The organism is Odoribacter sp. N15.MGS-14, assembly GCF_000980245.1.
In the GTDB taxonomy this organism is placed as follows: Bacteria; Bacteroidota; Bacteroidia; order Bacteroidales; family Marinifilaceae; genus Odoribacter; species Odoribacter splanchnicus.
In genome coordinates, this window is the sequence record NZ_LARE01000009.1 from 21,183 (window position 1) to 40,925 (window position 19,743).

Consider the following 19,743-nt stretch of genomic DNA (forward strand, 5'->3'; position numbering starts at 1 on the left):
TCCAACACGCACCGATTTTTTATTTTCTATTTACTACAATAGTCCTCTCGTTCAAAACAAATTGAACATTCGTAATCTCTTCTATAATATTCAAAACATAACGTATATCATTATATTTCTTAAAAGCACCGGAATATTTCAAAGTTTTCAGTTCTTCAGCAACAAAAAAGAAATCCACATCGTACCAACGGCCCAGCCTGCGAGTGAGTTCTTCCAAAGGCATCGAATCAAAATTCAGGATTCCATCTTTCCAGTCGACATACTGCGACACATCTACCTTTCTAACTGTTCCCCGCCGGGTAGTCGTCTGATAAACATATTGTTCATCAGGTTGTAAGATCTGTTGCCGATGGTCCGTCTGCACCCCGACCTTTCCATGCACTAAAGTTACTGCCGCCTCCATCTCCTCCGGATAAGCCATCACATTAAATCCGGTTCCCAATACGGTCACGCTCATTCCCGATGTCTCCACCAGAAAAGGATGTACTGTATCGGCAGCTACTTCAAAATAAGCTTCTCCCTCCAGAAAAACCTTTCGTTGTCCGCCTGTAAATGCTACCGGATATTTCAATTTCGAAGCCGAATTCAACCACACTTTCGTACCATCGGATAATACCAGCTTATATTCTCCACTCCGCGGAATAGTAATCGTATTGAAAAGCATTTCCTCCTGCTGCATATCCCCGGCCTTTTGTTCATATGTCAGTTCCCCTTTTCTCTTTCGGATCAATGTCCCATCTTTCCAAAGCGAATCCCTGCCCCATTCCTCCAGGTTCACCTGTTCGCCACTAGCCAATGTCAACACGGCCTTATACGATCCAGGCAGGACAGCCGGCTGTTGCGCCATCGGCGATATTTCACTACTCCGATCTTCCCACGGCCTTTCGATCAGTCCTATAGCGATCCCGATCGTAAAAACCGCAACAGCGGCATACCGCCAAAAATAATTTCCGGACAAAAGGAAACGCCGTTTATTTCCGGACAATTTCTTTTTCAGTTTTTCCATATCCTCCCGGACACGTTCCGGATTCCGGAATACATTCTCTCCCTCACCTCTTTTCAAACGCTCACGTATCCGGCAATATCTCATATAGTGGCGTTCATCCTCCGCCAACCACACATTAAGTCTCTCCTTTTCCTCCGGCGTAATTGTTTCTGACAATTCAGCCGTAATCAAGCGTGCTATCTCATAATACGCAGACAAATCTTTCATCGCTTATCAAATTTGTATATAAAACACACAGCTGATAAAAAAGATGAATGAAAAATAATTTTTTTTGAAAAAAAATGGTTTATCCTTGTACCTCAAACCAGGCAAGTAATAACAATAACGATCCTGTCAATTCTTTCCGAAGGATATTCAAAGCATTGTATTTCAGGGTTTTTACGGAATTGACCGAAATTCCTAACTGATCGGCGATCTCTTGATTTTTATCTCCTTTTACAACCAAACGCATAATCCGGGCAGATTGTGCCGGAAGACGATCGATAGCCGAATAAAGCGCTTCAATAGCTTCCTCTTCAATCACCATCAAATCGAAATCGGCATCTGTTTCTTCCGAAAACCTCCCGGCCAGATCCACCTCTTTCCGATGGTCCCGGATATAGTTCAGGCACTGATTTCTGATAGTAATATATAAAAAAGATTTCACAGCTACAAAATCTCTGAAATCTTCCCGTTTATTCCACCATTTGATAAAAGCATCCTGAGCAACATCCTTACTCAACATTTCATTATTAAGGTAATGGTTGGCAATATTACACAATCCCGGATACAGACTCACAAACAAACGTTCGAAAGCCTTCATGTCACCGGAACGCATTTTCCGAAAATCCTCAGCCTGTTTTTCTAGCATCTTACCTTAAATTAACCTAAACAAAAATATTGAAAATAAGAAAACAAAAAAAATATACCCTGAAAATCACGAAAAATTTAGGAAAAAAAACTTCCCCGAAAGTTAAATGAAAAACTTTCGGGGTTCAGTAGACAGATTAAATAAAATAGATATCTATTTAAATAATAAAAACTTTCGTCTCCACGACGAGTTTATTCCATATAACTGGAATTATCCCAGCAATGTGTACAGAGCTGTTCTTTAGGTAAACCGATCGCTTTCACGAGATCGTCCAAGCGCTGGAATTGCAGAGAATCCAACTGGAGATGCTGGCACATCACCCTCACCATCTCCTTATATTTCTCTGAATCCGGATCCGAGTAAGGTTTCAGTATTTCGTCCGTCAGTTCGGAAGTTCCTTCCAGGTCGCGGATGACACGGCGGGCAAATAAGTCAAAGGTCGAACGGGAAGTGGAGAAATTAAGAAAACAACAGGGGTAGATCAAAGGAGGACAGGCGATCCGGATATGTACCTCTTTCACTCCGCATTCACGCAATTTCACGACATTGTCTTTCAACTGGGTACCCCGTACGATAGAATCGTCCAAAAAAACGATCCGGGCATCCCGCGTAAACGCCTCGTTCGGTAACAACTTCATCTTAGCGACCAAATCACGCATATTTTGATTTTGCGGCATAAAACTCCGCGGCCAGGTCGGTGTATATTTCACAAAAGGTCTTTTATAAGGAATCCCCTTCTCGTTGGAATATCCGATAGCATGTCCCACACCCGAGTCCGGAATTCCGGCAGCAAAATCAGGAGTCAATTCATCACGTTTCGCCATAGCAGCCCCACAACGGTAACGGGCATCTTCTACATTGATTCCTTCGTAATAAGCAGAAGGATAGCCATAATAAACCCACAAAAAAGAACATATCTGTTTTCTGCAACCGGCAGCAATAATCGGTGTAATCCCGTCTTTCGAAACCCGTATCGCTTCATGCGGTCCCAGATCACGGACTATATTATAGCCTAAATTGGTAAACGAAGAGCTTTCACTGGCCACAACATAACCGAATTCATTCTTACCGATAATGATGGGAGTACGGCCGAACTTATCACGGGCAGCATAAATACAACTGTCTGTCAGAATTAAAAAAGAACAAGACCCCTTGACCATACGGTAAACGTTCTCTATACCTTCCTTGAATGTCTCTCCTTTGTTGATCAGAATACTGACTACTTCGGTCGGGTTGATGGCCGACCCGGACATTTCGGCAAAGTGAATCTTTTCCTTCAACAACTGAGCGGATATCTCTTCCAGATTATCGATTCGCCCTACCGTCACTACGGCAAAACGCCCCAAATGCGAAGTTACCGTTATCGGCTGCGACTCCATATCACTGATCACCCCGATCCCCAGGTAAGAACCAATGAAACGTCCCAATTCCGGCTCGAACTTATTCCGGAAATAAGCACTTTCTATACTGTGAATCGACCGGACAAAATCCTCTCCGTTATAAAAAGCCATACCGGCTTTCTTCGTTCCCAGATGTGAATGGTAATCGGTGCCGTAGAAAACATCGGCAACGCACTCTTTGCGTGATACGCAACCAAAAAATCCGCTCATATAATTGTAGTCATTGATTTAAGGCTACAAAATTACAAAAAAAGTAAAAAGTAGAAAGCAGAAAGCGTTCAAATTCTCCCCGCAAGAGCAGGTTCTTATAAAGCAAGTTATCCGGTAAGAAAATAAAAAGCAAGATCTGTTTTCAAAATTCCAAAATAATACTTACATTTGCAACGAAAATCACATCTATATGCGTAAAAAGCCGATCTACTAAGCACAGAAGGAGTGCCTGGAGATTTTTTTGCCTGTATCGGGTGTATTCAAAAAAAGAGTTATGAAACGACGAACGTAACATCTTTGGATGTTAAACATTTGAAAAACAACATTTTAATTCGGATTATCCGCTAAAGAGGGTAAAGTATGTCCGAACAGTTCTTTGACATGTTGTGTTTTTCAAAATAAAATGTTTAACTATAAAATCCAAAATGTTATGAATTCAAAAAGTCGTTATGAATTAGCCGCTTCGGTATGTCGCGGAAAAGTATGGCTCGACAATACAGCCCTGGCAGCCATTAGCCGAATGTACCGGAAACGAATAGAAAATGCAACCTCTAAACTGGAAGCGACCGTCGAACAAGGACGCTACGCTTCATTCAGAATCGATCAGGCGCTCGATCACCCTAAAGCCTCCCGTCTTGTTTTACAACAAATGATTGCTTCATTGGAAGAGGTCATCGGTCAATTATTTATTTTTGAAGCAGGTAGCCGCATCAATACGAACCGTTATACCTGTCTTATCTCACAATTCCGGGAAAAACAGGCTTTAGCCAAGCGCGCACTTGAGCATTCAGATAAAAACAATACCCCGGAAGTGTTTGTTTAGCAAACTTTTCATTATTTTTGTAGGGTCTCTTCGGGGACTTACATATTTCGATGAAAGTGTTTCGCTTTTATCCTGTGCTGAAAATCTGGTAAATTTAAAGTAAACAAGGAGAAGCAATACAAAACACTCATCACTTGCACGTTATTGCGTCAAATCACGTAATACTGTCAAGTGTGGGGTATTGTTTATTTGTTTACAGGTTTACCAGAACCTTCAGCACAATAAACCGATAACTCCACACTTTCTTTATATTAACGAATCACTATCCCGGAGTTAGATAGTAGCTCAAACATCATGAAAAAAATTTTATTCCATTTATTTCTGCTGGCCTCATTATTTATGGCAGCTTGCCATGACGATAACGGAGGTCCCTCTTCTATTGTCATCGACAAAGATCAGCAAAACCAGACAGCTTACGCCGACGATACAGAAAAAACCATCCGGTTCGAAGCGACAGAAGCCTGGCATACCGAAGTCGACTACACAGCAACAAAAGCAACGGAAACCGTAGAAAAATGGGTAAGTCTCGATCCAGCCAGTGGCGAAGCAGGCGAAATCACCATTAAACTCGCCTTATCCACCAATTACACCGGTACTGACCGAAAAGCGACGATCCACATCATTTGCGGAGGTACGACGATCACGGTCATCATCGAACAAAAAGGAGAAACTGAAAACGGAGAGGTGCCGGATGAAGATTCTCCGGCCGATGGAGTACGTAAAATCTCTGAAATCATTACTTCCACCGACGGCGAACCGAATCACATCGTATTTACCTACGATGAACAAGGACGTGTACAAGAATACTCACTGTATAAAGAAATCTCCGGTCAGAAAAAAACAGAATACGTGACGACTCTGACTTACTCAGAAGACCGGATCGTCAAGAAAACCCAAGCTTACAACGACAGTTATACGACAGGAACAACAACCTATTCGCTATCCGAAGGCCGTATCGGCAAAGCAAGGGCGGAAACCGACAATTTCGATTGTGACACCTGGTACTACGACTCAGAAGGCAATATGACCAAATATATCGAAAGATATACGATTACGATGGGAAGTGTCGATCAGGAAGGAAATACAGGAGCAACCGTCGAAGTTCTCGATTCGACTGTCACCACTTATATCTGGCAAAACGGAGTGGTGAAAACCATGCATTACTATCCGGAAGACAATGTTTCCAACGATATCATCACCTCGGAATTCGAATATTACGACCTGGATGAAATCCGGCCATTACCATCGGTAATAAAACTACAATATTACCCGGAAGAACTGGCGGGTGAAGATCTGACTTTATTTGGTTATAACGGTAATGTTCCTGCCCGGTTCATAAAAAAAGTAACTACTTCGGGAGACCGGTGGAATAAAGACAATGGCACGACTACTTATCGCTATGTAACCGATTCTAAAGGATATGTGGTCCAAATCTACAGCAAATGGGAGTCCGCGCAGGGCAAGACCGATGCAGAAGAAAAACTGGAATGTGAAATCATTTATGAATAATTCTACGGCAATGAAACATTACCTATCCTTATTCACCCTCTGTCTGAGTATTATTTTCCTATCCTGCAACGATGATAATTCTTCGGACAGCATCAGCATTTCAAAAGATCAGCTGAACCAAAGTGCCTATGCAAACGCCTCGGAAAGAGGCATTACTTTCACTGCACAAGAAGCCTGGAAGACTGAAATAAATTACAATTCGGCTACGAAGGCTACAGATACTTCGAACTGGATCACCCTCGACCCACCCAGTGGTGAAGCCGGAACAGTAACCGTAAAGATTCTCTTATCTCCCAATTATACAGGAACCGACCGTAAGGCTACGATCCGGATTATCTGTGGTGGTAGTAGTATTACGGTAACAATCGAACAAAAAGGTCAAACCGAAGAAGGAAATACGCCTATCGATCCGGAACGCCCTGATCAGTACAAGAAGTTGGTCAGTAAAATAGAGATAACCAACACACATTACGGTTCTTCCGGTAATCTGACCCATAAATCGGAACGCCTTTTCACTTACGATGAACTCAACCGGATTTCCACCTATGAGGAATACGATTATACGGACAATAAACGTATGCTGGACTGGAGTGATTCCTACAGTTATTCCGGCAATACGATCACTTGTCTGGAAAAAGTCGAAGATCAGAATCAGATATTCGAATATAAAACCATATATAAACTGGACGAAGAACAAAACGTAAAAACATGGACCTGTGAATATAACGAAATCGGAAAACCGGAAATCGATCAGGGTGAACTGTCTTATGAAAACGGATACTTTTCAAGCTCAAGAACTGAAGTCAGCAATTCCGGACCAACGACAGACCAGGCTATTTGGGTAGACGGTAATCTGGTAAAAGCAGGAGAAACCGATGAGCCACGTGCCACAACGAACATAGAATACAGCCATATCCCCAATAATAGTAACGTCGATTTCAATTACCTGTTATCCCAGACCGAATGGTTGGATTGCCTGGCATTCGAGGAATCAGGCATAAAAGCCTTCGGCTGTTTCGGAAAACGGAGTGCTTACCTGATGAGCAAAGAAAAAGACGGGTACAACAATGACGAACATGTCTTCGAATACCGGACAGACAACGAAGGCTATATCCGGGAAATCACCGTTACAACTTACGATGGCCAACACCAGGTAAGCAGTAAACGTATTCACACCATCAGCTACATCGACGCAAACTGATTCTATCGTTTCATCGATCGGAATCATTCCCCTATCTTCCCGCTGAAAGCCGATTCGCTTCATATAGAGAAGATAGGGTTTCTTTATTTCGCCATAACAACCGGGGAAGCGTCTGATATGATTCACTTTGACCGGCGATCAAACGGCTTTTACATCATAAAGTCAACTTTGTTAGCGCCGGACATTCTTTATTTAAAGTTTATTTTATAATTTTGCAGCTTGTTATAAAAAAGTGTGCTAGTCATGAAACGGATTGATTTTCAACCGGTATTATTCGATACCCTAAAAAATTATTCGAAAGAAAAATTCTTTACCGACCTGATGGCCGGAATTATTGTCGGAATCGTTGCTCTTCCATTAGCCATCGCTTTCGGTATTGCTTCGGGGGTAAGTCCCGAACAAGGTCTGATCACAGCCATAATCGCAGGATTTATCGTTTCCTTCCTGGGAGGGAGTAACGTACAGATCGGAGGACCGACTGGGGCCTTTATCGTTATCGTTTATGGTATTATTCAACAATTCGGTATCGAGGGTCTGGCGATCGCTACCGTTATGGCCGGAATCATGTTGGTCTTGATGGGAGTATTTAAACTAGGCACAATCATCCGCTTTATCCCTTATCCGATCGTCGTCGGATTTACCAGTGGTATTGCACTTACCATTTTCACGACTCAGATCAAAGATCTGTTCGGATTAACCATGGACAAAGTGCCCGCCGATTTTATCTCCAAATGGATTGCTTATTTCCACAGTTTCGACACAACGAACTGGATTGCACTAGGGGTAGGAATCGGAAGTATCCTGCTCATTATCGTCACTCCCCGGTTTTCTAAAAAAATACCGGGTTCGTTGATCGCCATCATTGTCATGACCGTTATCAGTTATCTGTTACGCCATCACCTGAATATCACCGGCCTGGAAACCATCGGCGACCGTTTTGAGATCAATGCCAGCCTGCCGACTCCCAACGGCTTAGCGTTTAATATCGAAACCATCAATCAGCTTCTGCCGGCAGCTTTCACCATCGCCATTCTGGGAGCCATCGAGTCTTTATTATCGGCCACCGTAGCAGATGGAGTCACCGGACATAAACACAATTCCAATACAGAGTTAATAGCCCAGGGAGCAGCCAATATCGTAGTTCCTTTCTTCGGAGGGATTCCAGCCACCGGAGCAATTGCCCGGACCATGACCAATATCAATAACGGCGGCAAAACTCCTGTAGCCGGTTTGATCCATGCCGTTGTATTATTATTGATACTCTTGTTCCTCGGCCCCTTGACCAAACATATTCCGATGGCTTGCCTGGCCGGCGTTTTGGTTATCGTTTCTTACAACATGAGCGAATGGCGTACATTCAAATCATTGATGAAAAACTCCAGATCGGATGTCGCTGTATTATTGACTACTTTCTTATTGACCGTCATTTTCGATCTGACCATCGCCATAGAAATCGGTCTGTTACTGGCCCTGGTACTCTTTATGAAACGAATGAGCGAAGTAACGCATATCACGGTTGCCAAAGATCAGCTCGATCTGTCGAACGAGGGCGAAATCTACCATGAAGAAGAAAAACTGATCGTACCGCAAGGAGTCGAAGTATATGAAATCGACGGCCCGTTCTTTTTCGGTGTCGCCAATAAATTCGACGAATGTATGAAAACCATCGGCGACAAACCCCGCATTCGTATCATCCGGATGCGCAAAGTACCGTTTATGGATACGACAGGGCTGCACAACCTGGAAAGCCTTTACCGTTTATCTACGAAAGAAAAAATACAGGTCATCCTCTCCGGAGTAAACGAACAGGTACGTACCACCCTCCAAAAGTCCGGCTTTGCCGACGTCATCGGGGAGGAAAACATATGCAGAGACATCCACGCCGCCTTGCAACGGACCACTGAATTGATAAATTGAAATAGGACCGGAAAATTTTTCGGTCCCTATTTCAATTTATAAGTTGTTCTAAAGCTTCAAAGAACTCGTATATATCTTCATGAATCTCTTCGGGAAGCATAGCTTTAGCTACTAACTGACGATTTATTTTCAATCTTCCCCCACTACACTCAGCCAATCTATGAAACAAAGAATTAGAATTTTCAAAAAGTATCTTTTTCCCATCTACAACAGAAAAAATATTAGCCTTCACCTCTCTCCAAGTAATACGAGGAGGTAAAGTCAAATTTTCAGCTTCAAAAAAATCCCGAACGATATCAACATAAGGCTGAATGAATAAATTTACTTCAGTCTCATTAAATGCGTAACAGATAGCCCTCACCCAAGCCTCTGGAACTAAAAGGTAATTATCTATATTTTTTCTTTTCCATTCCCTTAAACAAGAATTTCCTTTCTCCGGATGATAAGTCGCTTGATCATCATAATCCAGCAAAAGGATTCTCTTCAAAGCAGGATTGATTTGTTTCAATGCTTTATAGTGCATATCAGATTTATCACTCATAAGCTTTTTCGTTGTACCTCCTAACATATAAGGATAAAATTTCTGATAAATCTCATTTTTATTTAAGACATTAGCCCAAGCTGCAAGAATCCGTTCATCATCTTCTCCCTCTACATAAAGAATATAAGGATTTTCTTGCGTCCTGAATACATCGTTATTATCTATTTCACTCAGCGCTTTCAATACATTCTCGTTGTCATTTACTCTTTTAGGCTGTCCCGAAAGAATAGAGAGTATAGAATGAATATCTACATCCTGAATAAATTCCTCGGAATGAGTTGCAATTAAAAATTGTCTTTCTTTTTTTTCAATAAAATAGTTTATAATTTTTCTTTGAAGGTTAACATGCAAATGAGCATCAGGCTCGTCAAATAACATGGTGGTTCCCGGATAACCATAGAAGAAAGCTAAAAGAGTCAGAATCTGGTGAAAGCCGCTTCCACCCGAGATAATATCAAAAACTCGACCATTCGACTTATATTCCACTTTAATTTCGGTACTGATTCCTTTTGTATATTGTGGAACCAACAATTCTACACCGAACCAATCCTTAACTTGCTTTGCTATCTCTTGCCATTCTTCATTCTCCTTAATATCGATATCTTTATCGATAACTCGATACAACAAATTCCTTAATACAGAACCTGGTTGTGATTTCCCCACATGTTGCCTGACATTTCCATCATCCATCCACTGTTCATGAGGTTCAATACCTGAAAAAGGAGGAATATAGACAATTCTCGGTAATAAACTTTTTGAATCTAATTCATTAAAGTTAGTCCATCCACCTTCAGGTATCGCAAAAACAGCCTGAGGAGATTGATATCTTAGTGAAACTTTAAAATTTAATTCTCTTTCATTGGAAATTTTCCAATAAGTATCTATTTCAATATAGATATACTTTTGTTCTTTTTTAGAACTATGATCTTCTTTTGTATAGACACGATCGGTTTTATTATTCCAAAGTAAATTGAATTCAGGAAGAGGTAAAGCTGTAAAATTCGGTAATACGATTTGAATCCCCCGACTCCCAGTTTTTTTCATAATACGAAATTGCTCAATACAGTATTGCCAGATAGCTAATGCCTGTAAAGCCGTACTTTTACCGCTATTATTCGCTCCGACAATTAAGTCAAAATTATTGAACTCAAAGGTCTCTTCTTTTATTTTTTTAAAATTCTTAAGGATTAGCTTGTGTATCATAACGATCTTACCTAATAATGAGGTAAAGATACAGAAAATAAATGAGAATCAATATGCTGATCGATAAGGATTATCCTCTCACTGACAAAAGGCAATTTTTCCCTCGGCTCAGAATCCGAAATCATCGAGTATTACCTCTTTTTTCTCTGCTTCCTGAAAAGGTTTAGCTTCCTGATGCACCGGATTCCCTTCGATATAGATTGCGCGGAACGGACGTACCGGGCAGACATATTCACATCCCCCGCATCCGACACAAATATCGGGATTCACGGAAGGGATCGTCAAGCCGTTTTTATAAGGTATCATAGTCACGGCCTGAGTAGGGCAATGTTCGGAGCAAGCCCCGCAACTGGTCTCGTCGGTATTGACGATACAATTTTCGCGAACAAAAACCACCCGCCCCATCTGCAGCTTATGCTTTTCCTCTTTGGTAAGCGGCAACAAAGCCCCGTTCGGACACACTTCAGTACATACCGTACAATCAAAGTTACAAAAACCATGACCGAAATCCATTTTCGGTTGCATCATCCCCCCTAAACCATAATCCATAAAGGCAGGTTTCAGTACATGCGAAGGACATTTGGTGACACAAAGATGACAAGCCGTACAATGTTTCAATAAATGCTCTGCACTTTGAGAACCGGGAGGGCTCAACGGATGCTCTCTTTGCCAGGATTTATTGGCTTTAACGACAGCCTTTCCCTGAGCCAGCACTTTGTTGGGAAGGAGTAAAGACAAAGCCCCTACGGTAGCCACAAACTGCCGTTTAGAAGTATCCACCGGCTTTTCCGATGTCTTCTTCCACTCTTTCTTCCACCCCAATCCGTATTTTATACTATGCTTATGGCAAACCGACAGACAATTATAGCAGTCCACACAACGGCTCTGATCTACCTTTTTGGCCTTGCTATCGATACATCCCGCCTTACATTGCCGCTCACAAAGCCCACACGAAACACAGCTATCGGCCTCTAGCCGTATCCGCCCAAAAGAATAACGCGATAAAAAACCCAATAATGTTCCTACCGGACAGACAGTATTACACCAGATACGGCCATACTTCCAGGCCAACCAGCCAATCCCGCAGAAAGTCAGGATCCCGATGAAAAAAGAGGCCATACTCAATACATAAATATCGGTATGATAAAACGTATAATTACCGAAACTATTGAATACCCAGGCCAGCAAATTATTTACAGCCAAATAAACAGGCCGGAAAACATTTACCACCATCCGTCCAAATGCACTATATGGATCGAGCAGGCTTAACAACACGGTAGCACCGAATAAAAAAGCCAACACCACTATTCCCAACACCCCATAACGCAAAACGCGTTTTTCACGGGTATAACGATAATGCTTTTTACGATTTATTTTCTTCGCTATCCAAGCTATGACATCCTGAAAAATACCCATCGGGCAAACCACCGAACAATAAATACGCCCGAATAATAGTGTCGCCACCAGCAGAATCAGCACAATACCGAAACTCCCCGCCAATAAGGCCGGGACAAACTGTATCCGTGCCAGATTAGGCCATCCTGTAGTTAAACCGGCAAAATCCAGAAAATAAAAGGTAATCACGGCTCCCATGACTACCGCAAACAAAACACGCAATTTTTTTAGCATAACATCCCCCACCTTTAGCCTTTTGCCTTTAGCCTTTAGCTTTTTGCTTTTAGCCTTTTTTACCTTTTTTTCAAATCTTAATCCTCTTCACTTTCAAGCGATTGATGTCCATCGTACCGATTTTAAGCTCCTCTCCTTTAGCCAAATGTCCAACCACCTCCAGAGGCATCTTTTCAACCTGATTGAAAAACTTAGTAGCTGCCGTATCTACAGCGACAATATCCGGCGACATAAACAACCCCTTGGCCAGCACCACGTCGGCTTCTGATTTTCCGCGCGGTCCATTGGTTTTCATCAGACGGTAAGCATCCACGACATTCAATACCGCCGGCTTACTGATTGTGCAAATATCAGCGATACATTGCTGCAAATCATTGCGATGGAAAAATCCGCGATCCCAGACAATCCCCATATGATTTTTCATCGAAATGGTCATTTTAGCCCCACCGTGATTTTTCAAAATAGGAACATTGATCCACACATCACAATCCAAAATAGCCGAATGTATTTTAGCTGTTTTCAGGCTTTTGGCCTTAGGTAGTTCCACTTCCCGGTAATAAGATTCCTCATGTGCCGGCATCACCTTAGCACCGGCCGCTTTGGCAGCCTCTTCGATTCCGCTGTTTTTATAACATTTCCGCCAGTCATCGCAAGTATGATCGAACACAACCACCTCCTTTGCACCGGCATCGAAACATTGCTTAATAATTTCAGATACCAATTCAGGATTGGTATTTCCTGCCAATTCGGGCACTTTATCCCAACCGATATTCGGTTTGACAACCACTTTTTGTCCGGCTTTGACAAATTTCCCCATACCTCCGAATTCAGCGATTGCTTTCCGGAACATTTCTGCCGGTTCACCACCCATTACGGCGACCAAATCGCATCCCCCGGCCTGAGAAGTATTTTGTGCCATGATATCCATCACCCCATCCCACTTCATTGTCACAGCAGCCCCTGTCAAGGCTAGTGTCTTTAAAAATTCTCGACGATCCATAAAGTCTGTTTATAAAGTTCGTAAAGTTATAAGGCCCATCATACGCACGAACAACTCCTTAATCCGTCCGCCATGGAAAACGAAAACACATTTCATTATACAGGCAATAGTCGGCATTCCCATTGACAGCAAAAGTCTTCACTACAGCAGCCCCCGCACCGAGCAACAACTGTCGGGCATAATTCAAGGTTGTTCCGGTTTTTACCCGGTCCTCTACCAATAATATTTTTTTCCCTTTTACCTCGAACCGGATTTCCTCTAACAACCGGGGCCGGTCGTACAATTGTTTTTGATCGGCATCCCTTAAATGCAATTTCAGCAACTGCATATCCAGATTCAAACGCTGATTCAGCATCGCTGCCGGAATAATACCTCCATTCGCAACAGCAACAATCAAATCGAATCGTTCTTCGAAAGTAATCTCCAGAAAACGCTGTCTTACTTCCTCAAAAGTCTTAACATTCATATTTAGCCAACCCTTTCAGGATTACCCAGCCAAGCACCACTTGCAACAACATTCCCGGGAATCCGATTTTAAAATCTTGCAATGCAGCAGACAAATCCGAAGCGATCAACCATTCGGCTATACCACCGAGCACCTGATAGGCCACCACCACCGCAGCGACATGCAATAAAGAAACCCGTTGACTTCTGTCGGCTACAATAGCTCCCACCAAAGCCAGTAACGTAGATTTTACCAACAAAACAGGTAACATCCCTGCCGGCGGCATCCCGAATAAGAGGTGATTACACAAAGGTGACAATACAGCAGTCAGTATACCCACTTTCAAACCGAATTTATAAGAAGCGATCAAAGTAAAAAAATAGATCGGTAAAAATATTTTACCTCCATCCGGCATTAAATGGCACAATTGGGGAAGCAGCATATTTCCTCCGACAAAAAGGACCGCAAACAAATAGGTCCGGACATTCACAACAGAAAGATTTAACTGACGAAATTGAGATACGATCATCATCTTAGTGCATATTTAAAATTTAACCACTTCAAATATACAAATTTTTCATAGTTTTGATCAATCGCTATACTTTTTTCCGATTGAAATTAAAAAAAACAATGCTTATCTTTGGAACATGAAAATTTTAGGAAATATCATTTGGTTACTATTCGGAGGAATCTTCGTCGCCGTCGAATATTTCATCGCCAGTATCGGATTATTTATCACAATCATCGGTATTCCCTTCGGGCTCCAGACAGTCAAACTCGGTATATTGGCATTATGGCCCTTCGGAAGCGAGATCGTACATAAACAATCGCCCCACGGATGCCTCTCTACCCTGATGAACATCATCTGGTTTTTTATAGGCGGAATCTGGATTTTCCTATCGCACATTTTTTGGGGAGTCCTGTTTTGCATCACGATTATCGGTATCCCATTCGGAATGCAACATTTCAAATTAGCCGGACTGGCACTCACTCCTTTCGGACACGATGTAAAATAAAACCTTTTATCTTACAAACAATATGCTGACTCCGATGACACAATAAATCAAAGATTCTGCCACATTCACCGCCAAAGCCACCTTAGGGTTTTGCATCAAGCGACGAGCTAACCGATCCGCCACAGCAGCTACCATTGAAAAAATCAGGAAAGCCTGAACCATAAAAACAAGCCCTAACAATAACATCTGAGGAATGGGATTTTCTATCCCTTTATCTATAAATTGCGGAAAAAAAGCCAGAAAAAACAAGATTACCTTAGGATTCAATATATTCATCAGTATCCCTTTCCGGTATAGTTTTCCACTGACAGCAGCGTCTCCCGACAACTCGAAATGATTCTCCCGACGGGCCAGAAAAGCTTTTACTCCAAGATACAACAAATAAGCAGCACCGGCAAACTTCAACATCGTAAAAGCTACAGGAGAACTCATCAGCAAAATCGAAACACCCAGACTGACAGCCGTTACATGAGCGATCAAGCCGGTACACAATCCGGCGGCAAAGACCATCCCGGCCTTTCGTCCCCGGGTGATACTCTGTGTAATCACAAAAAGTATATCCGGTCCCGGCATCAAAGTCAGCAGCACTGCCGCACTAATAAATCCCCAAAGGTTCATAACTATAAATCAGATTCTAATTATTTTCAGCTAAAATTAATGCTAATAATCAAAAAAAATTAATTTTGTGAGAATAATTTAATCAATAACCATTAAAATCCATCGATCATGATTTCACTGATTATCCTGGGTATTATTTTCCTGTATGCCATTATATCTTACAATACGCTGACCCGAAAAAGAAACAATGTCGACAACGCTTTCGGTTCGATCGATGTCATGCTGAAAAAAAGATTCGACCTTATTCCCAATTTAGTCGCTACTGTACAGCAATACGCGAAACACGAAGAAGAGACATTTACTAAAATCACAAATTTACGGACGAAGAGTTACGACTCCCTCACAGCTGAAGAAAAAGCAGATTTTGACAAAACATTCACTGCTGCTAAAAATAATTTCTTTATGGTAGCTGAAAACTATCCGGCCTTACGGTCTTCGGAAAATTTCATGCAACTTCAAAAAACACTGAACGAGACAGAAGAACAACTTTCGGCTTCCCGCCGGACCTATAATGCAGCTGTTACGGATTACAACAATTCGGTGATGACCTTTCCATCCAACATCATTGCCAACCTGTTCAGTTTTACCAAAAAAGAAGTACTCGCTATTCCGGAGGAGGAAAAAGTGAATCCGGATGTAAAAAAATTGTTCCGATCTTAATCCACAGTTATGGAACAAAACTTTCAGGATATTTATGGACAATTGCAATCCCGAATCCGACAAGCAGAAGACAAGAGACTGCAATTAAAAGCGAAAGGAACGAAAAACGGGCTGATAGCGGGGGGTATTACCCTTGTGGCAGGAGTTGTCGTCAGCCTGATTATCGGAGGGGGATGGCCGGGTATCCTTATAGCATGTATGCTCGGCTTGATCGTACTATTTTCTTGTATTCAGTCCAAGTCGGGAGAATTATGTGCTTATTATAAAGAAAATATCATCTCGTCCATTATTTCCTATCTTTGCCAGGAAGCAAGTTACCGGCCGGAAAGCGGAATCGCAGAATCGGTCTTTATGAACAGCCGGTTATTCAGCACCTCTCCCGACCGTTATCGCAGTGAAGATCTGATTTGCGGAAAAATCGATAAAACCAGTTTTATCTGTTCGGAAATTATAGCCGAAGAAAAACGGGTCACGACCGATTCCAAAGGCCGCAGGCAGGAACACTGGATAGATATTTTCAGAGGTTTCTTTTTTATAGCCGACTTCAACAAAAACTTTCAGGGCCAAACGGTTGTTTTCCGTAACTCCTGGTTCAAACTCAACCTGGGCAAACAGAGAGTAAAACTGGAAAATCCGAACTTTGAAAAGCAGTTCGACGTATTCTCTACAGATCAGGTAGAAGCCCGATACATCCTCACTCCTAATTTAATGGAAAGATTACTCGAACTCGATTCCAGGTTTCCGGGGAAAATAACGGTAAGTTTCAGGGATTCTTCTGTCATTATCGCCATTCCCGATCAAACGAATCATTTTGAAACCAACATTTGGGAATGCCAGTTGAATACGGATAAACTGAAACGGGAATTCGGGACCTTGGTCAATCTATTTCAAATTATTCATGATTTAAACCTGAATCTGCGTATTTGGACCAAAGATTAACTTTTTATTGATTTATGTTACTAAATATCATTTACTTATTAGCAGGGTTTATTATTTTAGTGTATGGAGCCAATTTGCTGGTCGACGGTGGTGCAGCACTGGCCCATCGGCTGAAAGTACCGAATATCGTTATCGGTCTGACGGTAGTAGCCTTCGGTACCTCGACTCCGGAACTTGTAGTGAATATCATTTCATCGATCGAAGGAAGTTCCGCGCTGGCATTAGGTAATGTTCTGGGAAGCAACATATTCAACATCATGGCAATCCTGGGAGTAACCGCCTTATTCGTCCCTATCGGAATCAAAAGATCCACAACATGGATTGAAATTCCGCTGGCTGTACTGGCAGCAGTTCTTATCCTGATATTGGCGAACGGTGAGCCGGCAGGTATCATCACCCGGGCAGAAGGATTTTGTTTACTTTGCTTTTTTGCCGTTTTTATCGCCTACACCTTATTTATTGCCAAACGGGGTGGTCAGGAAACCGAAGAAGTAAATATAAAACCCTACAGCCTGAAGAAATCCGTACTTTTTATTTTGTTAGGTCTAGCCGGCCTCGTCGGAGGAGGACGCTTATTGGTTGACGGAGCAGTCAGTCTGGCTCAGATGGCAGGTATTTCGGAACGAATCATCGGATTGACCATTATCTCTATCGGAACCTCCCTGCCGGAATTAGCCACTTCCTTGATCGCTGCCCGCAAGAAAAACGCAGATATAGCCATCGGAAATGTCGTGGGTTCGAATATCTTCAATACCTTCCTGATCCTGGGAGCTTCGGCCGGCATATCCCCTCTGAAGGTAACAACGGATAGTGTAACCGATTTATGGGTCAATATCGGAGTTTCCGTCCTGCTGTTTATTTTTGTTTTCACCGGCAAGGGAAGACAGATCAACCGCTGGGAGGGTGCCTTATTTTTAACCCTGTATATCACCTATCTGACTTTATTGATCGTATCATAAAAGACCGGCATGTTTTTTTATACCGTTATGAAAACCCCTATCGTATATCTCCTATTCATGATCGTTCTGTATCTGTCTTGCTCACCTCGTCCCCAAAGCCCGGCCGATATTCACACCGATCTCAGCAATAACAAGATATTACAATTATCCGAACTATTCGACAGGATCCGTTATATTCCTTTGGAAACTCCAGATACCGCTTTGATAGCCAACGTACAATCGGTCACTTATCATAACGGCCGTTATTATCTTATCGCCGAAAACACCCTTTATGTTTTCAACCGCCACGGGCAATACCTCTCCCAGCATAACAACCGGGGACGGGGAGCAAACGAATACAGCAGTATCTTCAAAGTAAAAAGTTCCATCGGTGATTCTGTGATCTATGTATCGGGCGATAACGGTAAAGGCCACATCGTCATGGCTTACGACAAGAACGGAAACTACCTGAAAACATTGATACAAAACCGATCCTTCAATATGGAATTTAACGTACTGGAAAATGGTATCATCATTTCGGATGGGCGAACCGTCTCCCTATATGACAAACAAGGGAAATTGGAAAACGAAATTCGGATCAGTCCTTTCGATTCTATCTCTTTCGGTACGAGCAATTATTTATCCGATTTCTCCAGCCAGGAGGTTATATTCAGTTGTCCCGGTAGTGACACCCTCTATTTTTTGGGTAAAAGCGGTATTACCCGTAAAATATCCCTGGATTACGGTCATAATCAAAGCCCGGAACAATTCAAAAAATCGCTTTCGAAACCGATCACCTTCCCTTATTTTCACAATTTCATTTCCTTAGGTAAAACCGTCCTGGACCTCATCGTTATCGGCCAGAAACAATACATGATTCAACTGGACTTAACCCATCGGACCGCCACGGTATGCGATACCCTCGTCAACGATATCGATCACACGATTCCCTACATTCCCCGGGAGATGGTACAAAATCAAGGTTTGATGGTTTTACCGGCCCCGGTTTTCTTTCATTTTATCCAACCGGAACAACTTGCAGCTATCCCCGCCCTTCGTAACCTGACCGAAGATGCTAATCCGGTAATCGTCGTTTTAAATCTAAAATCCTCCTCTTTATAAAACAATAGAAATATTTCTCGTCCTATCTTCACAGGCGAATCACAGAAATCATTAACTTTGTATCTGTGAGAAATAATTGTTCTAAAAAAAACACAAATTTTTTTGACAAAATTTATAAACATATGAAAAAGGGATACATTGTTTTAATCGTTATCGCTGTAGTTGTATTGAGTATTTTCTTTTGGTTTAAAGGAGCTTACAACGGCATGGTCAATATGCGCGAAGCCGTATCGGCCCAATGGTCGAATGTGGAAAACCAATATCAACGGCGCCTGGATCTGATCCCCAATCTGGTCAATACAGTGAAAGGGTATGCTTCACACGAAGAAAATACACTGACCGAAGTAGTCAATGCCCGGGCAAAAGCCACTCAGATGCAGCTGAATATCGACCAGCTCGACGAAGCGGCCCTAAAAAAATTAAGTAACATACAAGGGGAATTATCCTCCGCTTTATCCCGATTGATGGCTATTTCTGAAAATTATCCGGATCTGAAGGCTAACCAAAACTTTCTTGATTTGCAAGCCCAGCTCGAAGGAACGGAAAACCGGATAGCAGTAGAACGCCGGAAATTCAACGATGTCGCCCGCAGCTACAATGCTTTCATCCTGCAATTCCCCAGAAACCTGGTAGCCGGAATGTTCGGATTCACCTCCAAACCCTATTTTGAAGCCAATGCAGGAGCTGAAAATGCTCCTAAAGTAGAATTTTGAGCA

At 42.3% G+C, this 19,743-nt stretch carries 19 protein-coding genes; 10 read left to right on the forward strand and 9 right to left on the reverse strand.

Annotated features, from left to right (window positions below; all coding sequences use genetic code 11):
• Nucleotides 1-19 precede the first annotated feature (19 nt).
• The 3 genes from WS34_RS03130 to WS34_RS03140 form a co-directional block, all read right to left on the reverse strand.
• The gene (locus WS34_RS03130; RefSeq protein ID WP_022161117.1) at nt 20-1,213 is read right to left on the reverse strand and encodes a FecR domain-containing protein; all 1,194 of its coding nucleotides are present in this window, start codon (nt 1,211-1,213) and stop codon (nt 20-22) included.
• A gap of 79 nt (nt 1,214-1,292) precedes the next feature.
• Nucleotides 1,293-1,856, reverse strand: a complete 564-nt coding sequence (locus WS34_RS03135; RefSeq protein WP_046403110.1) for an RNA polymerase sigma-70 factor — start codon at nt 1,854-1,856, stop codon at nt 1,293-1,295.
• Nucleotides 1,857-2,047: 191 nt separating this feature from the next.
• Nucleotides 2,048-3,466, reverse strand: a complete 1,419-nt coding sequence (locus tag WS34_RS03140; protein WP_022161116.1) for an amidophosphoribosyltransferase — start codon at nt 3,464-3,466, stop codon at nt 2,048-2,050.
• Nucleotides 3,467-3,896: 430 nt separating this feature from the next.
• Here WS34_RS03140 and WS34_RS03145 point away from each other — a divergent pair, with 430 nt between their 5' ends.
• The 4 genes from WS34_RS03145 (at nt 3,897) to WS34_RS03160 (ending at nt 8,916) form a co-directional block, all read left to right on the forward strand.
• A complete protein-coding gene (locus WS34_RS03145) occupies nt 3,897-4,289 on the forward strand; it encodes a hypothetical protein (RefSeq protein WP_013613233.1) in 393 nt (130 codons plus the stop codon).
• Between the two features lie 294 nt (nt 4,290-4,583).
• The gene (locus tag WS34_RS03150; protein ID WP_013613232.1) at nt 4,584-5,798 is read left to right on the forward strand and encodes a BACON domain-containing protein; all 1,215 of its coding nucleotides are present in this window, start codon (nt 4,584-4,586) and stop codon (nt 5,796-5,798) included.
• Nucleotides 5,799-5,808: 10 nt separating this feature from the next.
• A complete protein-coding gene (locus WS34_RS03155; RefSeq protein ID WP_286693613.1) occupies nt 5,809-6,999 on the forward strand; it encodes a BACON domain-containing protein in 1,191 nt (396 codons plus the stop codon).
• A 243-nt stretch (nt 7,000-7,242) separates the two neighbouring features.
• Entirely contained in the window at nt 7,243-8,916 is a 1,674-nt protein-coding gene (locus WS34_RS03160; RefSeq protein ID WP_046403115.1) for a SulP family inorganic anion transporter, read from the forward strand.
• A 31-nt stretch (nt 8,917-8,947) separates the two neighbouring features.
• Here WS34_RS03160 and WS34_RS03165 read toward each other — a convergent pair whose 3' ends face one another.
• From WS34_RS03165 to WS34_RS03185, 5 genes are all read right to left on the reverse strand, one after another.
• Entirely contained in the window at nt 8,948-10,660 is a 1,713-nt protein-coding gene (locus WS34_RS03165; protein WP_046403118.1) for an ATP-dependent nuclease, read from the reverse strand.
• Between the two features lie 108 nt (nt 10,661-10,768).
• The gene (locus tag WS34_RS03170; RefSeq protein WP_046403121.1) at nt 10,769-12,289 is read right to left on the reverse strand and encodes a 4Fe-4S dicluster domain-containing protein; all 1,521 of its coding nucleotides are present in this window, start codon (nt 12,287-12,289) and stop codon (nt 10,769-10,771) included.
• A gap of 70 nt (nt 12,290-12,359) precedes the next feature.
• A complete protein-coding gene (locus WS34_RS03175; RefSeq protein WP_013613228.1) occupies nt 12,360-13,289 on the reverse strand; it encodes a DUF362 domain-containing protein in 930 nt (309 codons plus the stop codon).
• Nucleotides 13,290-13,347: 58 nt separating this feature from the next.
• Nucleotides 13,348-13,755 (reverse strand): phosphoribosyltransferase, encoded by a 408-nt coding sequence (locus WS34_RS03180; protein WP_013613227.1) that lies wholly within the window; start codon nt 13,753-13,755, stop codon nt 13,348-13,350.
• Entirely contained in the window at nt 13,745-14,266 is a 522-nt protein-coding gene (locus tag WS34_RS03185; RefSeq protein WP_013613226.1) for a hypothetical protein, read from the reverse strand. The genes WS34_RS03180 and WS34_RS03185 overlap by 11 nt, the downstream gene beginning before the upstream one ends.
• A gap of 115 nt (nt 14,267-14,381) precedes the next feature.
• Here WS34_RS03185 and WS34_RS03190 point away from each other — a divergent pair, with 115 nt between their 5' ends.
• Entirely contained in the window at nt 14,382-14,750 is a 369-nt protein-coding gene (locus tag WS34_RS03190; protein WP_013613225.1) for a YccF domain-containing protein, read from the forward strand.
• A 6-nt stretch (nt 14,751-14,756) separates the two neighbouring features.
• Here WS34_RS03190 and WS34_RS03195 read toward each other — a convergent pair whose 3' ends face one another.
• Nucleotides 14,757-15,368: a LysE family translocator gene (locus WS34_RS03195; protein ID WP_013613224.1), complete on the reverse strand. Its 612-nt coding sequence runs from the start codon at nt 15,366-15,368 to the stop codon at nt 14,757-14,759.
• Nucleotides 15,369-15,476: 108 nt separating this feature from the next.
• Here WS34_RS03195 and WS34_RS03200 point away from each other — a divergent pair, with 108 nt between their 5' ends.
• The 5 genes from WS34_RS03200 (at nt 15,477) to WS34_RS03220 (ending at nt 19,740) form a co-directional block, all read left to right on the forward strand.
• The gene (locus tag WS34_RS03200; protein ID WP_046403124.1) at nt 15,477-16,028 is read left to right on the forward strand and encodes a LemA family protein; all 552 of its coding nucleotides are present in this window, start codon (nt 15,477-15,479) and stop codon (nt 16,026-16,028) included.
• 9 nt (nt 16,029-16,037) lie between these two features.
• Nucleotides 16,038-16,967, forward strand: a complete 930-nt coding sequence (locus tag WS34_RS03205; RefSeq protein ID WP_046403126.1) for a DUF3137 domain-containing protein — start codon at nt 16,038-16,040, stop codon at nt 16,965-16,967.
• Nucleotides 16,968-16,981: 14 nt separating this feature from the next.
• Nucleotides 16,982-17,926 carry a calcium/sodium antiporter gene (locus WS34_RS03210; protein ID WP_013613221.1) on the forward strand — a complete coding sequence of 315 codons (945 nt, stop codon included), beginning with the start codon at nt 16,982-16,984 and terminating at the stop codon, nt 17,924-17,926.
• Nucleotides 17,927-17,953: 27 nt separating this feature from the next.
• Complete coding sequence (locus WS34_RS03215; protein ID WP_157741857.1) at nt 17,954-19,027, forward strand: DUF4934 domain-containing protein; 1,074 nt, start codon at nt 17,954-17,956, stop codon at nt 19,025-19,027.
• A 122-nt stretch (nt 19,028-19,149) separates the two neighbouring features.
• Nucleotides 19,150-19,740, forward strand: coding sequence for a LemA family protein (locus tag WS34_RS03220; protein ID WP_013613219.1), 591 nt, complete (start codon nt 19,150-19,152; stop codon nt 19,738-19,740).
• Nucleotides 19,741-19,743 lie beyond the last annotated feature (3 nt).